Below are 16557 nucleotides of genomic sequence, written 5' to 3'. Positions count from 1 at the left end.
TGAGGAGGCAAAATGGCGCGGTATCCACTGGGTCTGATCGTGTTGGTAGTTGCATTGGCCGGATGCAGCGTCAATTCGCAGCCCGCCGGACTGGATGCCGCCTCCTTGCCTTCCGTGGACCGGGCAGCATTTTCCGGCGTGCATGCAAAACTTGATCCGGCGACGGCGACCATTTCTTTGCCCATGGATGCGTATGAAGCGACGCCCGATGAATCAATGCTCATAACGGCAGCCAACATGTACGTCATTGAAGATTGCATGAAAAACGCCGGTGTCATCATGCCGGAGAAGCACGGCGACCTGACAGTTAAGGCTGACCAATCGTATGGCGTTTGGGTTCCTGAACTTGCGGCAAAGTACGGGTATGACAAGCCGATCATCCGTACCATAGCGGGCATTTACGATTCCAAAACGAGGGAATCAGCAGACGCAAATGTGAAGAAGTACTTTGAATGCGATAACGCCACTATGTCCAGTCAGATACCTCCTTTCCGTAGCAGAATCGCGGGTCAGGACTCATTGCTAACGAACATTAGCAACGACTCGAATGCATTATCTGAGCGGGATCCAGAGTGGGGCAAAGCACGCGATGACTGGATTGCTTGCCTCAAAGAAGCCGGAATTTCAATGCGGCAGGATTCACCCGATGCCTGGGTTCCTTCATACCCTTCGGACAAGCAAGGCGAAATCAGGACAGCTGTACAAGACGCGGGCTGCAAGCAGGAAACCAAGGTAATGCAGCGCATCTCGGATATCCGGGCGCAGTATCAATCTGCCCTGATCGCCGCCAACCAAGCCGCCATGAACAGGCTCGCCGTTGATAAAACCGAGGCTCTGGCAAAAGCCAGGACGATTTTGCGGCAACACGGCAAGGGCGGCGCTTGATGCCGATGCAGCAGGACGCGGTAGTCAAGGTGCCGCGGGTTCCTCGATTCCGGCGGATCATTGGCTTCCTGGTCATAGTCATGGCAGGAATGGCAGGTGCCTTCCTTGCCGGAGGTTACATAAAGTCACCCCAGTCTGCAGCCCTCGACTCCATCAACATTCCAGTCCAGGTGACCGCCACGGTGGAGCGCAGGGCTTTGGCGAGCACACTGGTCGTCCCCGGGAGCATGACTCCGGGAACGTCGGTGGGCATCGCAGCATCAGTACCTTCAGGGACTGAACGCGCCGTCATCACGAGCATGCTGGTTGCCGTTGGTGACACGCTAAAGCCCGGCACGATCGTTGCGACTGTGTCCGGGCGCCCTCTTATTGTTATCTCAACGTCCGTCCCCCTGTATCGCGACCTCAAAGATGGTGACAACGGTCAAGACGTTTCCGCGTTGCAAAAGTGGCTTCAATCCATGGGGTATCTGCCCAGCATGACCGGAGTATTTGATAAGTACACCCAAGAATCCGTGGCGGCTCTGTACCGTGACGTTGATCAGCCAGCACCAAAATCCGACGACAAGAAGACCATGGTCCGGTGGAGGGAGTTTGTTCAAATTCCTGGTGATGAGGGCTCGGTGACGAGCATTGCTGCTTCAGGAGCCGTGCTGACGGACAATCTCTTGGTAGCAACAGTGCAAACTGCCCCGGACGTGGTGGTGGGACGGGCGTCCATTACCCAGGCTGAAGCTCTCAAAGCTGGCCAGGCCGTCGCGCTTGAAGCCAGTGGTTACAACGCTCAGGGCGTCATTCAGAGCATCGGGGTTTTCGACCAAGGCAATGCGGAAAAGGGGACGCTTCCCGGAATGGACATCATCGCCTCTGTTCCCGAGGACCCCAACAAGCCAAAACCCGGTCAGCCTGTCTCTATCAACGTGAAGGAGCCGGTCCAGGAGACCTTGGCAGTTCCCCTGACTGCCATCAAACAGGACGACACCGGGACGTACGTGATGGTGCCGAGTTCGAAAAAGGACACTGGTGAGGGCGCATCGGTGGAGAGAATTGACGTGACAGTGACGGGGCAGCGCGATGGCTGGGCTGCTTTGGCCGAGACATCGGACCTCGAGCCTGGAACCGCCGTCGACGTATCGTGAACATGCCAACGCCCGGCGGGATTCCCCTGCTCCGCTTGGAACGCATCGGGCGCTCCTATGGCGGAGCCGATGTACCCACCGCTGCCCTTCAAGATGTCAATCTTGAGATTGGTGAGGGTGAGTTTGTTGCGATCATCGGCCCCTCAGGCTCCGGCAAGTCAACGCTCCTGAACATTCTTGGGCTGTTGGACCGCGCATCAGAGGGCACGTACTTCATCAACGGTGCCGATGTGTCACTGATGGCGGAGAAACAGCGCGACGTGTTGCGATCGCGGATGTTTGGATTTGTCTTCCAAGCCTCGCATGTGATGTTGGATGAATCGTCAGCACGAAATGCGGCGCTCGGCCTCCGTGTTCAAGGTGTCCGCAACGTGGAGCGGGAGTTGCAGGTGACGGAGGCCCTGCGTCGGGTTGGGTTGCTGCACAGGACGGACGTGCCCGGCAAGAACCTCTCTGGAGGGGAAAGGCAACGTCTTGCCTTGGCGCGGGCCCTCGCGACCAGGCCCAGGATCCTGTTTGCAGACGAGCCGACTGGAAACCTGGACAGTGGCAATACGCAGAGTGTCATCGCGGATCTCAAAGCCTTGAATCAGACGGGCGTGACCGTCGTCGTCATAACGCATGATCCGATCGTCGCCGCCGCGGCAGACCGGCAGATCGTTATCAACGACGGACGGTTGGAAACGCCCGATGCACAGAGTTCGCAAGGCTCGGCCCATCATGAGGCCAGGGGTGGACGCCCGGATTCAGCTGAAATTCTCGCCGCAGCGCCTCTTGGGCGACGGCTCAATCTACTGGCGGACGAGATCTATGATGCCTTGGCGTCCCTTACCTCCAGGACAGGTAAAGCAATCCTGCTCATTCTGGCGTTCATGCTGGGATCCGGTGGACTGGTTGCCTCGGTTGGACTTAGCCAAAGCGCCTCCGCGCAGGTTTCCGAGCGCTTGGCCGAAGCCGCATTGGATGAACTGCAAGCCTCGAGGAGTCCCTCGGGGGTTCAACCCGGAAACCCTGACCTCGCAGGTTTGCGGGATCAGCAGAACAAAATAGCGGCCCTTCATGGAGTCGTTGCGGTTGGTTTGCGCGTTGAGATGGCGACTTCCGAATTCCGACCCACACGCTTTCGGCCAAATACAGGCATCCAAGAGGACGACTTCGCGGGATCCCTCTTGGCCGTGGATTCCACGTTTCTGGAACTTAGCGAGGCCGTAGTTGAACCGGCCTCTGCGCTGTCTCTTCTGGGCGAGTCCTTTGGAAAGCCAGTGGCAATAGTGGGACAGGACACGGCCACGCGTTTGGGGATACCTTCTGCGGGTCCAGGCCAGAAAATTTGGATCGGTGGGCAGCCGGTTCCCGTCGTGGGCATACTCAGCCAGACCGGAAGGAACCCTGTTCTGGCAGACAGCATCATCCTGGGGATCGGGGCCTACCCGTCCACTGCTTCTGATAACCCGGTATTTGTGGTCCGCACCCTCCCTGGGTTTCCAGCGCCACTGGCCGACGTGATTCCTTTAGCCCTCGACGCCGCCCATCCCGAGCACTTCACAGTAAACACCGTGGCCGACCTTCGCTCGCTCCGAAGAGGTGTGAACAATGATTTGGGCGTATTGATCAGTGTCATCTCCTGGGTGTTGCTCGCTCTTGCCTGCCTGAGCGCTGCTACATCCATGTATTTGACCGTGCAAACACGAAGATCGGAGATCGCTCTCCGTAGAGCCCTCGGTACGAGTCGCGCCAGCATTGCCCGGATGTTTATCCTTGAGGGCTTGCTGGTGGGATTGGGTGGGGGCCTGGCGGGGGGAGCGGTGGGGGTGCTCGGCGTCCTGGCCTTTTGCCTGAGCCAGGAGTGGACGCCGGTGCTGGGACCTGAATCAGTGTGGACTGGGATCGCTGCCGGCGCAGCCACCGGTGTTCTTTCTGCGGTGTATCCGGCTATTGCGGCGTCCAGAGCGGATCCGGCGCAGGCAATTCGCGCCTAGCTCGAACGGGCAACTCACGGAGAGTCAAGCTATTTTCCTACGCCCGATAGACTTGGGGCTGCATGTCCGCATGCGCACTTGCTTCTGAGCACCGATTTGAACACTGCACCAACCCCCTGAGATTGGACACGGCCACCTTGCGAGAATTTACCGCCCGCTTTGCCACCGCCGAGGAAATCGATAACTGGGACAAGCACGTCACAGCCAACCCCAATGGCGGCAACATGCTGCAGTCGGACGCCTATGCGGCAGTCAAGGATGGCAACGGCTGGTTGGTCCGCCGCTTGGTTCTGGAGACCTCCGAATACTCCAGCTACAACTTGCTTCTTGAGAAGAAGTTCCCTGTCCTTGGCCGCCTGTGGTACCTGATCAAGGGCCCGGACGCCGCCTCTGTGGATGACATCAACCCCATGCTGACCGCAATCGCTGCGCTGGCCCGTGAACAGAAGATGAACGTCTTCACCATCAAGATTGAGCCCGACGTCGTGGACTCGCCTGAGGTGGCGGCTCAACTGAAAGCCGGGGGCTTGGTTAAAGCGCCAAATATCCAGTCCAACGACTCAACAGCGCTGCTGGATATTTCGGCCCCCGCCAACGAAGTGTTGCGGAGCATTTCATCGCGGGCACGCAACGCCGTCCGCAGGGCAGAACGTGAAGGATGCGAAGTTCTCCCAGCTGAGCCTGGCGAGGAGACCTACCGCAAGCTCTACGCACTGATGCAAGACACCGTGAACGCCAAGGGTGCTATGCCGTTGCGGAGTTATGAGTACTACTCCCGTTTCTGGCACGAATTCTGCAGCCGCGGGCAGGGGCACTTCTTCTTTGTCTATGAGGACGGTGCACCCAGCGTCGGTGCTTTCGTTATCAACTATGGCTCCAAAGCAACCTACAAGGATGGCGGCTCCACGCAGAACCGCAAGCAATACGGTGATTCGCATCTGGTCCAATGGGCAGCTATCCAGCGGATGCAGGATCTGGGCTGCGTTGAGTACGATTTCTGCGGCACGCCACCTGCCGCCCGGATCAAGGACAAGACCCACCCACTATTTGGCATGGGCTTGTTCAAAACGAGTTTCACCAAGACCGTTACGGACTTCGTAGGCTGCTACGACCTCGTCCTCGGACGAATCCGGCATAAGCTCTGGCTCAAGGGTGCCGAACGCGTCTTCCGCCGGCTGGAAACCATGCGCACCGGCGGACAGTTCTACTAAGAACCGGCACCAACCCAACACACTTCAGGCCCGCCCCGGCCACCAACGGGTGCAAATCTATCTAGGTGAGGTAATTTCTTTGACTCCGATTGAGGCTGGAACCGGCATGGAATTCGTGATTCTCAATGACGCTGATTTCGAGACATTCGCAAAGGGACACCCGCAAGGCAGCTTCATCCAGTCCGTAGACCTGGCGCGGTTCCAGCGTGCCCGCGGCCAGGAGGTGGAGCTCTTTGGCGTAACCCGCGGCGGCAGCCTGATTGCCGCCGGAAAGCTCGTCTACACAGCCAACCGTTTTGGCTACAAGGTCTGCGACTGCGCAAAGGGACCACTGCTGGACTACAACGACGCCGAAACGGTGCGGTTCGTCGTCGAGCAGTTGAAAAAGCATGCGGCCTCCAAGAAGGCTGCTGAGCTGCGGATCTCGCCAAACGTCAAGTACATCGCCCGCGACGAGGACGGGGCGGAGCACCCGGAGGTTGAGGACAACCGTCCACTGCTGAATGAACTGGCAGGGTTGGGCTTCAAGCACCAGGGCTTTGACATGAATTTCGCGAACATCAATTGGATGTTCGTCAAGAAGCTGGACGGGATCGCCGATTCCGAAGAGCTCATCATGGGCATGAACTACCGCACGCGCAAAGCCATTCGGAAGGCCGAAAAGAACGGCGTTTACCTGGAGCAGGCCACGCTGGAAACGCTGGACGACTTCTACAACGCGCTGAGCACGGCCGGCGACGAAAAGGGCTTCACCTACCGCGAGCGTGAATACTACGAAGGACTGCTCCGCAATACCTCGGATGAGTTCACCAAGCTCATGATGGCCAAGATCAATATCCCCGAATACCGGGCGTCCATCACCGAGCGCCTGGATGCCGAAGCCAAGACTCTCGCGGACCTCAAACGAGAGGTCGAGGAAACCGGGAGCAAGAAGAAGGCCAACCGGGTCAAGGTTGTCCAGGATCTCGTGGACAGCTACGAGCGGAGCCTGAAGGACATCGAACGCTTCCCCGACTCGGTTGGAGTGGCTACGGTTGCGGCAATCCACTTCGCATGCTCCGGCGATGAAATCGTGTGCGTGATCGGCGGAACGGTGCAGGACTACATCTACTTCAACGGGGCAACGTCGCTCTACTGGGGCATGATGCTGCACGCGCTGAACAATGGCTACTCGCGGTACAACTTCTATGGCACGTTCGGCATTCAGGGCCAGGATGAAACCGGTCACGGCGGCTACGAATTCAAGAAGGGCTTCGGCGGCGAAGTGGTCCAACTGGTGGGCGACTTCGTTGTACCGGTGAATCTGCCGGTCTTCACTGCTTACCAGGCGGTCAGGAAGCTTGCAGCTGCCGCCAAGACGGTACTGGCAAAATTGCCGGAGCCCGGAAACCTGCTGAGGAAATTTCGGGTGAAGAACTAATCAACGAAGCCAAGGGAGGAACACTGCGTGACTGAACGCCCTGAGGGCTCCGGCGGCAGGCCTCACACTGACGGCTTGCCCAAGACCCAGCCGATGCGGCCATCGCAAATCCGGCAGAACGCCAATGCCAAACGCATGCTGATGCGCTTGGTGCAAGGCGATAGTCCGCCCACAGCCCCCATGAACATCGTGGACCGGCTCGCGGGAAGTCCGTACGCCAACCCAACTATCCAGGTTGTCGGCGTCGACGCTTCAGCGCGCAAGACCATCGACTTCGCCCTGCATCTGGCCGAAGTCATGTTCCGCTACGGCGCAGGCGCCCTTGAAGTTGAGACCAGCATGATTGCCGTGACTGCCGCTCTTGGCTTGAAGAACGTCGAAGTGGACATCACCAACCAGTCGGTGGCCATCAACTATGCACCGAAGGACCAGACCCCCATCACGTTGTTGCGCGTGGTGCGCTCGTGGACCAACAACTACGCCGGCCTGGCCCAAGTGCATCAACTGGTCACGGACATCGTGGCCGGAGGCGTTGGCCGCGACGAAGCAGTCCGTCGACTCAACGACATCGTCCGGAGCGCCAAGCCCTTCCCTCGCTGGATGGTGACCGTTGCCTTCGCTGTGTTCGCCGCGGTGTTCGTGGGCGTACTGGGCGGTGGTCCGGGCGCATCAGCCCTGGCATTTGGCTCCAACTTGCTCATCAGCCTGGTTGCGCGTCAACTGAGCCGGTGGCGCACCCCGGACTTCTTCATCACCCTGTCGTGCTCGTTCCTGGTTACATTTATCGCCCTCATGCTGCGTTGGGCGGGCGCGGACATCGCTCCGTCCATTGTGGTTGCGGGCGGGATCCTGTTGTTGCTTCCCACAGGCAGGCTTGTGTCTTCCGTTCAGGACGCCATCAACGGCTTCCCCGTCACGGCCGCCGGACGATTCCTCTCCACGTTGCTCACCTTCGGCGCGATCGTCGCCGGTATCGCCGTAGCGGTTGTGGTCGGGACCCTCATGGGCAGCGAAGTCCTGGACGTCACCAAAACATTCCCGGACGCGTATCCTTTGTGGGGCCAAGCCATCCTGATCGCGATCGCCGTAGTAGCTATCGGGGTCACCGAACAGACGCAGATGCGTTTGTTACTCCCGACGGCGGCAGTCGGCCTGGTTGGCTTCTTCGTCTTGTGGGGGGCTACCACAGCCGGGTTTGGCGACCGCTTGTCGCCGGCAGTTTCGGCTGTGGCTATCGGCCTGCTGGCTCGGGTAGTGGCGCTGAAACTTGGTGCTCCCCAACTTGTGGTGGCTGTTCCGGCCGCGCTCATTCTGCTGCCCGGTCTAACCATATTCCGTTCGATGTATGTATTGACCATCGAGGAAGCGGACATTCTGCAGGGCGCCGGGGGCATGTTGAACGCAGGCGCGATCGTCCTGGGAGTGGCAGCAGGCATCGTGCTCGGCGACAACCTGGCAAGGCCGCTTACGAAGGGACTATCCAGCAACGAGCGCCGCAGGGTACGGCGCCGCTAGATCTGCCCTACGGGGAGCTTCTTCTCTGCCTGGAACACTTCCTCTACCCGGCCCTGGGCCCAGTAGCCGGAGAGTGAAACCTGCGAACGCTCCAGGCCGCGCTGGGTGAAGAAGATCTGCCGCAGGCCCTTCATGTAGCCCCTCTCGCCATGCGCAAAGACATCTACGCGGCCGGGCAGCCACTGCACGTCGCGAAGCGCGTCCAGCAACACCTCGCTTGATCCGGCCGGCACTCCGTTGCGCTGGAGCCAACGGAGTTCCAGACCGGCAGGAGCGGCGATAGGCAGGATGTCCTCGGCGCTGTCCACCTCAAGCAACGCATATCCGCGGGCTTCCGGGGCGAGGGCCTCTATGCAGGCTGCAATGGCTGGAATCGCGGCGTCATCGCCGGCGAAGAGGTGCCAATCGGCGTCGGGCGCGGGGTTGTAGCCGCCGCCGGGCCCGGTAAAAATCAGGGAGTCTCCGGGTTCTGCTGCCGCCGCCCAAGGCCCTGCCAGGCCCTCGTCGCCATGGACTACGAAGTCAATCGCCAGTTCCCGTTCTTCAAGGTTCACCCATCGGATGGTGTACGTCCGGGTGTGAGGCCATTGCTCACGTGGCATTGACTCGCGGATTCCCCACAGGTCCAGCGGAAGCCGGTAATCAACGCCGGGCTGCGGAAAAACTATCTTGACGTATCGGTCCACGTATTCGTTGTTGGCGTAGTCGCTGAACCCTGGGCCGCCGGCGACGATCCGCACCATGTGGGGTGAGAGCCATTCTTTGCGCAGGACGGTCAGGTTAACCTGCGGGCGCGTGTTCCGGGTGGCGGACGAGGTAACGGGGAGAGCAGCCATGTAGGCAAGCCTAAGCTAATTCATTGGGTGCCACCTGGGTATGAGTCAAAGGTTACAAGATGGGTAGTTCCCAATTGACGGGCTCTGCGCCCTGTTCCATCAACAGTTGGTTGGTGCGGCTGAAGGGCTTGGAACCAAAGAAACCACGGGATGCTGAGAGGGGACTCGGGTGCACTGACGTGATTGCCGGTGTACCATCCAGCAGCGGCATGACCGCTTCGGCGTCCTTCCCCCACAGAATCGCTACCAGCGGACTACGGCGTCCCGCGACGTCGGTGCGATGGGCTACCGCCCTGACGGCCGCCGTCGTGATTGCCTCCCAGCCTTTGCCGCGGTGTGAGCCGGCGTTTCCCGCTGCGACGCTAAGGACGCGGTTCAGCAGCAAGACGCCTTGGTCCGTCCAGGCTGTGAGGTCGCCATGGATGCGCGGCGGGAGCCCAAGGTCGTCGTGGAGTTCACGATAGATATTTGCCAGGCTCCGGGGGATCGGCCGCGTATGCCGCGAGACGGCAAAGGAAAGCCCGACGGCGTGTCCCGGGGTTGGGTACGGGTCCTGGCCAAGGATGAGTACTTTGACGTCGGCCAGTGGTCGGCAGAAAGCCCGGAGCAGGTTGGTAGCCGGGGGTAGGACCTGGATCCCTTGGGCAACCTGACCCGCAACAAAGGCCAAAGCTTCACGGAGTTGGCCTTCCACGGGTCGCAAGGCGTCCGCCCAATCCGCGGCCATCAGCTCTTCCAGGGGTCGGTCAACAAGCTCGTCGAAGCCCGGATCGGCAACGCCGGCAGGTTCCAGGTCAAACAGTGCATCCTCGCCAGTCACCCTGTCATTGTCCCCTCCATGGCATCGGCGGTGCGAATGACAGCGTTGTTATTCGCCCGTAACATGGGTGTAGGACATTTTCCCCCAACCAGCGTCAAGGAGTGTGCCGTGGCAGAACCAGCACCGGAACCAATGGCGCCGCAGTCTACCGGTTTGGCACTTGAAGACCTGGCGGCAGAGACCCGCAGCGACTCACCTTTAAGTGACCGTGATCAGCAAATGTTGGCCTTGGAGCGGCAATGGTGGAAGTACGCCGGCGCCAAGGAACAGGCGATCCGTGAGCTCTTCAATCTCTCCGCCACCCACTACTACCAGATCCTGAACGCACTTATCGATACCGAAGATGCGTTGGCCCACGATCCCATGCTTGTGAAGAGATTGCGTAGACTACGTACGTCGCGCCAACGTGCGCGGACAGCGCGCCGCCTGGGGTCCGACGCGTAAATCGCCCGGCTGATAGTCAGCAGCAACCAGCAAGGACAAGGCTTCACCATGACCAAATTTGCCAAGGATGAATTCGACCGGGTCCCACAGAACAGCTCCCGGCAGGGTGTTCACCGTGACGCCCAAGAGACAGCCCGCCCCAATTTGTGGCCGGTCTTGACCGTCGGAGCCGTCGCACTGGTGCTGGGACTCGTCGCTTTCCTTATACTTCCGCGGCTTGGCCTGGTTGCCCCCGGTGCGTCCGCAAGCGTTTCGACGCCGGCGCCCCAGCAGAGTGAAACTTCCCCTTCGGCTGCACCTACCGAATCAAGCAACGCGCCCATCGCTTCCGGTGAGCCGAGCCCGGGCACCACACCTTCCGGCGAAGCCTCGGCAACTCCTTCTGCTGCACCGGTGGACAAAACCGTTGCAGTTGCCGTCTACAACGGCACGGCGACGGCCGGGCTTGCGAGCCGCGTCGCAGGGCTGGTCCAAGGCGATGGCTGGACGCTGGGAACTGTGGGGAACTGGGGAGGCCTGCCGCAACAGTCTTCCGTGGTCTTCTACAACGTTCCCGGCCAGAAGGCGAACGCAGAAGCGCTGGGCAAGCTCCTGGGTATTTCCGCCGTTGTTGAATCTCCTGAAATCCAGCAGCCGCTGGTTGTTGTTGTGGGACCTGGCTACCAGTAGTTCCGCCGATCTTCGAGCATTTTCCCGGGGTTCCAGCCTCGAAAGTGGCAACTCGGTTAAGCCTCAATAACAAAAGTCATGGTGGACCCCTCCGCAGCAGCGCGCGGCGAGTGACTGTGGTTACAGTGGATTGATTCCGGTCCGGAGATCCCGGCAACCGGTCTTGGCTACTGTGAAAGTGTGGGCATCATGGCTTTGGGAACCGTCAAATGGTTCAATGCCGAAAAAGGGTATGGATTCATCACTGTGGATGACTCCGGCGACGACGTCTTCGTGCACTGGTCCGCGATTCAGATGGAAGGCTTCCGCGCTCTTGAGGAAGGCCAGCGGGTGGAGTTCGAATTAGGCGAAGGTCAGAAGGGTCCGCAGGCCGAAAGTGTCCGCGTTGCATAGTCCCCTCGGCCGTCGCGTCAGCTAACGGCTGAAACCCCTTTGTTTATAGCGCAAAGTGGCGCTTCTGCTTGCACTCTCCCCGGTCGAGTGCTAATTATTGATTTAGCACTCCTACGCTTCGACTGCTAACTGCGGCCCGGTTTACGCCGGCAGTAGATGGCTCCCGGAACGTCAGGAGGATCAAGAAACACCTTGGTGGGGTGAGGTCCGGAGCGCGGGGCATACAGAGGCCGCAAGCAAAGGACCGTCCGTCGCGGGCACCCTATCTGACAGGTTCCTTCTTAACGACTGTCCCGAAAGGACTACCGCCGTTATGGCCAAGATCATTGCATTTGATGAAGAGGCACGCCGCGGCCTCGAGCGGGGCCTGAACATCCTCGCCGACGCCGTCAAGGTCACCCTCGGCCCGCGTGGACGCAACGTCGTCCTCGAAAAGAAGTGGGGCGCCCCCACGATCACCAACGATGGTGTTTCCATCGCCAAGGAGATCGAGCTGGACGATCCTTACGAGAAGATCGGTGCTGAGCTGGTCAAGGAAGTTGCCAAGAAGACGGATGACGTCGCTGGCGACGGTACCACCACCGCTACGGTTCTCGCCCAGGCACTGGTCAAGGAAGGCCTGCGCAACGTTGCCGCCGGCGCCGACCCCCTGTCCCTGAAGCGCGGCATCGAGAAGGCCGTCGAGGCCGTCATCACCGAGCTGCTCGCCTCCGCCAAGGAGATCGAGACCAAGGAAGAGATCGCAGCTACGGCTTCCATCTCCGCCGGCGACCCGGAAATCGGCAGCCTCATTGCCGAGGCCCTGGACAAGGTGGGCAAGGAAGGCGTCATCACGGTCGAAGAGTCCAACACCTTCGGCCTGGAGCTCGAACTCACCGAAGGCATGCGCTTCGACAAGGGTTACATCTCCGCTTACTTCGTCACCGACGCTGAGCGCCAGGAAACGGTCCTCGAAGACCCGTACATCCTGATCGTGAACTCCAAGATCTCCAACGTGAAGGAACTTGTCACGGTCCTGGAGAAGGTCATGCAGTCCAACAAGCCGCTGCTGATCATCGCTGAAGACATCGAGGGCGAGGCCCTGGCCACCCTGATCGTCAACAAGATTCGTGGCACCTTCAAGTCTGTTGCCGTCAAGGCTCCGGGCTTCGGTGACCGCCGCAAGGCACAGCTCGCCGACATCGCCATCCTCACCGGTGGCCAGGTCATCTCGGAAGAGGTTGGCCTCAAGCTGGAGAACGCTGGACTCGATCTCCTCGGTACCGCCCGCAAGGTTGTCGTTACCAAGGACGAGACCACCATCGTTGAAGGTGCCGGCGACGCCGACCAGATCGCAGGCCGTGTTGCCCAGATCCGCGCCGAGATCGAGAACTCCGATTCCGACTACGACCGCGAGAAGCTGCAGGAACGCCTGGCCAAGCTGGCCGGCGGCGTTGCAGTCATCAAGGCCGGTGCCGCAACCGAGGTTGAGCTCAAGGAACGCAAGCACCGCATTGAGGACGCTGTCCGCAACGCCAAGGCTGCTGTTGAAGAAGGCATCGTTGCCGGTGGTGGCGTTGCCCTCATCCAGGCTGGCGCCAAGGCATTCGCCAACCTCACCCTCCAGGGTGACGAAGCAACCGGTGCCAACATCGTCAAGGTTGCCATCGATGCTCCGCTGAAGCAGATCGCCTTCAACGCCGGCCTCGAGCCGGGCGTTGTTGCAGACAAGGTTCGCGGCCTGCCTTCCGGCCACGGCCTGAACGCTGCCACGGGTGTCTACGAAGACCTGCTGGCTGCTGGCGTCAACGACCCCGTAAAGGTCACCCGCTCGGCTCTCCAGAACGCTGCTTCCATCGCTGGTCTGTTCCTGACCACCGAGGCTGTAGTTGCCGACAAGCCTGAGAAGAACGCTCCGGCTGCCGGTGGCGACGACATGGGCGGCATGGGCGGCTTCTAAGCCTCCTAAGCTGTAGCGTCACGCTTTAGAGCAAACGACGGCGGTCCTCACCATTTGGTGGGGGCCGCCGTCGTTTGCGTCGGCGCCCAAGCAGGTAGCAGCAGATGCCCTTTTCAGCGTTCAAAACGGCATCTGCTGCTACTGAGTTGGGCGCTAGCACGCTTTCAGTGTCTGTGCGGTCTGGCAGGATTGAAGGCATGACGATTATTGCTGCCGCCGATGGCTCTGCCCTCGGCAATCCCGGGCCGGCCGGTTGGGCCTGGTACGTTGACGATTCCTGTTGGCGCGCCGGAGGTTGGCCACACGGCACCAACAACATGGGCGAGCTCATGGCTGTCCTGGACCTGTTCCGTTCCACGGCCCACATACCGCAGGAAGAACTGCTGATCCTTTGCGACAGCCAGTACGTCATCAACTGCATCACCAAGTGGATGCCCGGGTGGAAGCGGAAGGGCTGGCGGAAGGCTGACGGAAAGCCCGTGCTGAACGTTGACCTCCTCAAGGACATCGACCAAGCAATCGTCGGGCGCAAATACACGTTTGAATGGGTCAAGGGTCACGCCGGACATGACCTCAACGAGGCAGCAGACGAGCGCGCACGCGCCGTAGCCACCGCCTTCCAGCAGGGCACGGCAGCTCCTATCGGACCGGGGTTTACGGGCTCACACCAAGTCTTGGCCGAACCTGTTCCTGCCGCAGCGGCCGCCGGCACCGGGGCCGTTCCTACAGCCGGATCCGTACGCACAGTAGGGGCCGTTCCCACGACCACTCCAGTTCCGCCGGCCAGAGCCGGGCGCGGATTCCAATCCCACTCGGAACCCACCCTGTTTGGGGAGTCGGGTATCTTCGGCCAGCCGGATCTTTTCAGTGAACTGGACGAGGATGCGTCCGCGCGGGAATTGCCCGCGGAGGAAGTCGTGGTTGCCCTGGAGCGCGAACTCCTGCGCCCCGATGTGAGGACTGACATCGGCAGGATTGGAGTATTGCTTCATCCCGACTTTGCCGAGATTGGCAGCTCCGGTCGCTTCTGGACCCGGGACGCCATGATGGTCGCCCTCGAGGAGGACCCCGGCGAACCGATTGAACTGGAAGTTCTTAGCGCCGATCGCTTGAGTGAGAACACGATCCTGCTGAACTACCGCAGTTTCGCGCACTCAGGTTCGGCCCTCCGCAGTTCCGTTTGGCTCCTGGACCGAGGCCAGTGGCGGCTCCGATTCCACCAGGGAACCCCCGAAAACTGACCCAACCGGAAGCAAACAGGAAGCACGGCAGAGGAAGTACAGCTCAGGAAGCAACGGGCTTTAATGACCTGCGGGGCGGCTGCACAGGGGGAAGACAGCCGGCCCCGCAGGAGCTTATAGCTAGCTGGACCGTGAATGTAGCTTGATCGTGGAGCCCTTAGTAGGCGAACCGCTGCGTGTTGCCCTGCTCCACTTCGAGGTAGCTTGCGGCTGCCGACGCCAAAGCCATGTTGATGGAAGCCAGTGAAGCCTCGACTTTGTTTTGCGTCAGGGACCATTCAAGGACAAGCGATTGGAAGTTGGTTGCCGCGGAGCCTTTCCACGTGGCTTGGAGCTCGTCCAGTCCTAGTTTCATGGCTTGCACGTCCGTGCTGATGCGGTCAACGGTTGCTTTAACGTTGGACGACTTGAGCTGAAGGAGCTCTGTGTCGACGGAAATGACGCTCATGGGTGATGCCTTTCGACGATGATGTTCCGCTGCTCGCGGCGGTGTGCGTGGCCACAACATCGAGCCTAGGCAGCCGCTTGGGGGCGGGGAACAATCATTCGTCGCTATGTGGATAACCGCTCCGTTGATGAGCCGTCATACAGGTAATGCCAATGCGGGGGACACCCGCGTTACTGCGATATCAGCTCCGCGGGCTCCTCGCGGAACGGGAGGCTGACCACCAAAGTTGCGCCGCCGCCGCCGGTCTCTTTCACCCGGACGCTGCCCCCATGCGAGCCAACGATGGCGGCCACAATGGCCAGTCCAAGGCCACTGCCGCCGGTCTCGCGGGTGCGGGAGGTATCGGCACGGTAGAAGCGTTCAAAGATCTTGTTCGTCTCAGCCTCCGGAATGCCGGCCCCGTGATCCCGTATTTCGATGACCGAAAGCGTGCCCTCAGGACTGCTCCGTACACCAACGGCGAGTTCTATGGGGGTACCGTCTGGCGTGTAGCGCAGGGCGTTGCCCACCAGGTTGCCGATTACCTGCCGGAGCTTGGCCTCATCGCCGTGGACCGGGGCCGGGGTGGGGGACGATCCGTCGAGACCGATGAGCGTGATGTTCCGGTTGCCGGATGAGGCCTTGGTATCCACCACGGCGTCGTGCGCCAACAACTGAAGGTCCACAGGCTTGAGCTGCAACGGCCGCTGCTCGTCCAGCCGGGCCAGGAGGAGCAGGTCTTCCACCATGGAACCCATCCTCTTGGCTTCGCTTTCGATTCTGCCCATGGCGGTGGCGACGTCTTCGGGAGTCGCCAGCGCGCCGTGGCGGTAAAGCTCAGAGAAACCGCGAATGGTGACCAAGGGTGTCCGGAGCTCATGGGAAGCATCCGCAGCGAAGCGGCGCATCCGGGCTTCAGAAGCGGCGCGCGCCGCAAAGGAGGCCTCAATGTGGGCCAACATTGCGTTCAGCGAAGCGCCGAGGCGGCCCACCTCTGTATGGGGGTTGTCGATTTCCACGCGTCGTGAGAGGTCGCCTGCGGCGATGGCTGCGGCTGTCTTCTCCACCCGGGCCAGGGGCCTGAAGGATCGTGCCACAGTCCATGTAGCGATGAAGAACGCCAGAACCAGGGTCAGCAGGCCAACACCAACCACCACCAGTACGGCGTGTTCCATGACTTTGTCCACGGGCGTCAACGGCAGGCCGATAATGACCACGCCGTTCTGCCCGTTGGCCACGACGCCCACGGCGACGACACGCCAGTTGCTGCCGGCGGTGCCACTCACTTGGAACGGGGCATTGCCGCGCGCTTTGGCCTCGGCAGGAGTGATGTTCGCGATCGCCGGACGGTCGCTTTGCATGCCGCCAAAGGGATACGGCGAAAGCCCCGGAACATACAGGGTCAGCGAGTAGTCCGTGGGGACGGCAGGGTTCGGCTCGGACAGCTTGTCGAATGACTGCTGGTCCTGGGCCAGTGCGACGGCGGCCTTGAGTTTGTCATCAACCTGGCCTTGCAGGTAGCTCTTGACGAGCGTCAGCGTGCCGGCGCCCGTCGCGGCCAGCGCGAGGAGGAGCAGTCCCATGATGATGGCGACGAGCTGCGACCTCAGGGACGCCGCTTTCCAGCGTTGCAGCAAGG

15 protein-coding genes are annotated in these 16557 nt (G+C 60.7%); 11 read left to right on the top strand and 4 right to left on the bottom strand.

Annotated elements, in window-relative coordinates; translation table 11 throughout:
• Nucleotides 1-12 precede the first annotated feature (12 nt).
• From AC6I97_RS19630 to AC6I97_RS19605, 6 genes are all read left to right on the top strand, one after another.
• Nucleotides 13-885 (top strand): hypothetical protein, encoded by an 873-nt coding sequence (locus AC6I97_RS19630; protein WP_497946215.1) that lies wholly within the window; start codon nucleotides 13-15, stop codon nucleotides 883-885.
• Nucleotides 885-2024 (top strand): peptidoglycan-binding protein, encoded by a 1140-nt coding sequence (locus AC6I97_RS19625; protein WP_497946213.1) that lies wholly within the window; start codon nucleotides 885-887, stop codon nucleotides 2022-2024. The genes AC6I97_RS19630 and AC6I97_RS19625 overlap by 1 nt, the downstream gene beginning before the upstream one ends.
• Before the next feature lie 2 nt (nucleotides 2025-2026).
• Nucleotides 2027-4003 carry an ABC transporter ATP-binding protein/permease gene (locus AC6I97_RS19620; RefSeq protein WP_497946212.1) on the top strand — a complete coding sequence of 659 codons (1977 nt, stop codon included), beginning with the start codon at nucleotides 2027-2029 and terminating at the stop codon, nucleotides 4001-4003.
• Between the two features lie 122 nt (nucleotides 4004-4125).
• A complete protein-coding gene (locus AC6I97_RS19615) occupies nucleotides 4126-5214 on the top strand; it encodes a lipid II:glycine glycyltransferase FemX (RefSeq protein ID WP_497947221.1) in 1089 nt (362 codons plus the stop codon).
• Between the two features lie 106 nt (nucleotides 5215-5320).
• A complete protein-coding gene (locus tag AC6I97_RS19610) occupies nucleotides 5321-6634 on the top strand; it encodes a peptidoglycan bridge formation glycyltransferase FemA/FemB family protein (protein ID WP_309926876.1) in 1314 nt (437 codons plus the stop codon).
• A gap of 27 nt (nucleotides 6635-6661) precedes the next feature.
• The gene (locus tag AC6I97_RS19605; protein WP_224093640.1) at nucleotides 6662-8149 is read left to right on the top strand and encodes a threonine/serine exporter family protein; all 1488 of its coding nucleotides are present in this window, start codon (nucleotides 6662-6664) and stop codon (nucleotides 8147-8149) included.
• Here AC6I97_RS19605 and AC6I97_RS19600 read toward each other — a convergent pair.
• Nucleotides 8146-8985, bottom strand: a complete 840-nt coding sequence (locus tag AC6I97_RS19600; protein ID WP_497946211.1) for a siderophore-interacting protein — start codon at nucleotides 8983-8985, stop codon at nucleotides 8146-8148. The genes AC6I97_RS19605 and AC6I97_RS19600 overlap by 4 nt on opposite strands.
• 52 nt (nucleotides 8986-9037) lie before the next feature.
• Nucleotides 9038-9805 (bottom strand): uracil-DNA glycosylase, encoded by a 768-nt coding sequence (locus AC6I97_RS19595; RefSeq protein ID WP_497946208.1) that lies wholly within the window; start codon nucleotides 9803-9805, stop codon nucleotides 9038-9040.
• 108 nt (nucleotides 9806-9913) lie between these two features.
• Here AC6I97_RS19595 and AC6I97_RS19590 point away from each other — a divergent pair, with 108 nt between their 5' ends.
• The 5 genes from AC6I97_RS19590 to AC6I97_RS19570 all read left to right on the top strand — a co-directional run bounded on the left by AC6I97_RS19590 (nucleotide 9914) and on the right by AC6I97_RS19570 (nucleotide 14491).
• A complete protein-coding gene (locus tag AC6I97_RS19590) occupies nucleotides 9914-10249 on the top strand; it encodes a DUF3263 domain-containing protein (protein WP_396133470.1) in 336 nt (111 codons plus the stop codon).
• Between the two features lie 48 nt (nucleotides 10250-10297).
• On the top strand, nucleotides 10298-10918 hold the full coding sequence (locus AC6I97_RS19585; RefSeq protein ID WP_224093649.1) for a LytR C-terminal domain-containing protein: 621 nt from the start codon (nucleotides 10298-10300) through the stop codon (nucleotides 10916-10918).
• A gap of 189 nt (nucleotides 10919-11107) precedes the next feature.
• Nucleotides 11108-11311: a cold-shock protein gene (locus AC6I97_RS19580; RefSeq protein WP_216926027.1), complete on the top strand. Its 204-nt coding sequence runs from the start codon at nucleotides 11108-11110 to the stop codon at nucleotides 11309-11311.
• A gap of 313 nt (nucleotides 11312-11624) precedes the next feature.
• Nucleotides 11625-13250, top strand: coding sequence for a chaperonin GroEL (groL, locus tag AC6I97_RS19575; protein ID WP_224093650.1), 1626 nt, complete (start codon nucleotides 11625-11627; stop codon nucleotides 13248-13250).
• 197 nt (nucleotides 13251-13447) lie between these two features.
• A complete protein-coding gene (locus AC6I97_RS19570) occupies nucleotides 13448-14491 on the top strand; it encodes an RNase H family protein (protein WP_497946197.1) in 1044 nt (347 codons plus the stop codon).
• Between the two features lie 157 nt (nucleotides 14492-14648).
• On the opposite strand, the gene AC6I97_RS19565 is transcribed toward AC6I97_RS19570, so the two are convergent.
• Nucleotides 14649-14939, bottom strand: a complete 291-nt coding sequence (locus AC6I97_RS19565) for a WXG100 family type VII secretion target (protein WP_224093660.1) — start codon at nucleotides 14937-14939, stop codon at nucleotides 14649-14651.
• Between the two features lie 170 nt (nucleotides 14940-15109).
• Nucleotides 15110-16555 carry a sensor histidine kinase gene (locus AC6I97_RS19560; protein ID WP_497946191.1) on the bottom strand — a complete coding sequence of 482 codons (1446 nt, stop codon included), beginning with the start codon at nucleotides 16553-16555 and terminating at the stop codon, nucleotides 15110-15112.
• Nucleotides 16556-16557 lie beyond the last annotated feature (2 nt).

This window comes from Arthrobacter sp. TmtSoilC48 (assembly GCF_059739425.1).
Note: the sequence above shows the minus strand (reverse complement) of the source record. Positions and strands in the feature narration are given on the sequence as shown.

What these genes read in the sequence shown, in the direction of transcription:
- AC6I97_RS19630 (WP_497946215.1), top strand. Translation starts at nt 13, where the DNA reads ATGGCGCGGTATCCACTGGGTCTGATCGTGTTGGTAGTTGCATTGGCC.
- AC6I97_RS19625 (WP_497946213.1), top strand. Translation starts at nt 885, where the DNA reads ATGCCGATGCAGCAGGACGCGGTAGTCAAGGTGCCGCGGGTTCCTCGA.
- AC6I97_RS19620 (WP_497946212.1), top strand. Translation starts at nt 2,027, where the DNA reads ATGCCAACGCCCGGCGGGATTCCCCTGCTCCGCTTGGAACGCATCGGG.
- AC6I97_RS19610 (WP_309926876.1), top strand. Translation starts at nt 5,321, where the DNA reads ATGGAATTCGTGATTCTCAATGACGCTGATTTCGAGACATTCGCAAAG.
- AC6I97_RS19600 (WP_497946211.1), bottom strand. Translation starts at nt 8,985, where the DNA reads ATGGCTGCTCTCCCCGTTACCTCGTCCGCCACCCGGAACACGCGCCCG.
- AC6I97_RS19585 (WP_224093649.1), top strand. Translation starts at nt 10,298, where the DNA reads ATGACCAAATTTGCCAAGGATGAATTCGACCGGGTCCCACAGAACAGC.
- AC6I97_RS19580 (WP_216926027.1), top strand. Translation starts at nt 11,108, where the DNA reads ATGGCTTTGGGAACCGTCAAATGGTTCAATGCCGAAAAAGGGTATGGA.
- groL (WP_224093650.1), top strand. Translation starts at nt 11,625, where the DNA reads ATGGCCAAGATCATTGCATTTGATGAAGAGGCACGCCGCGGCCTCGAG.
- AC6I97_RS19570 (WP_497946197.1), top strand. Translation starts at nt 13,448, where the DNA reads ATGACGATTATTGCTGCCGCCGATGGCTCTGCCCTCGGCAATCCCGGG.
- AC6I97_RS19565 (WP_224093660.1), bottom strand. Translation starts at nt 14,939, where the DNA reads ATGAGCGTCATTTCCGTCGACACAGAGCTCCTTCAGCTCAAGTCGTCC.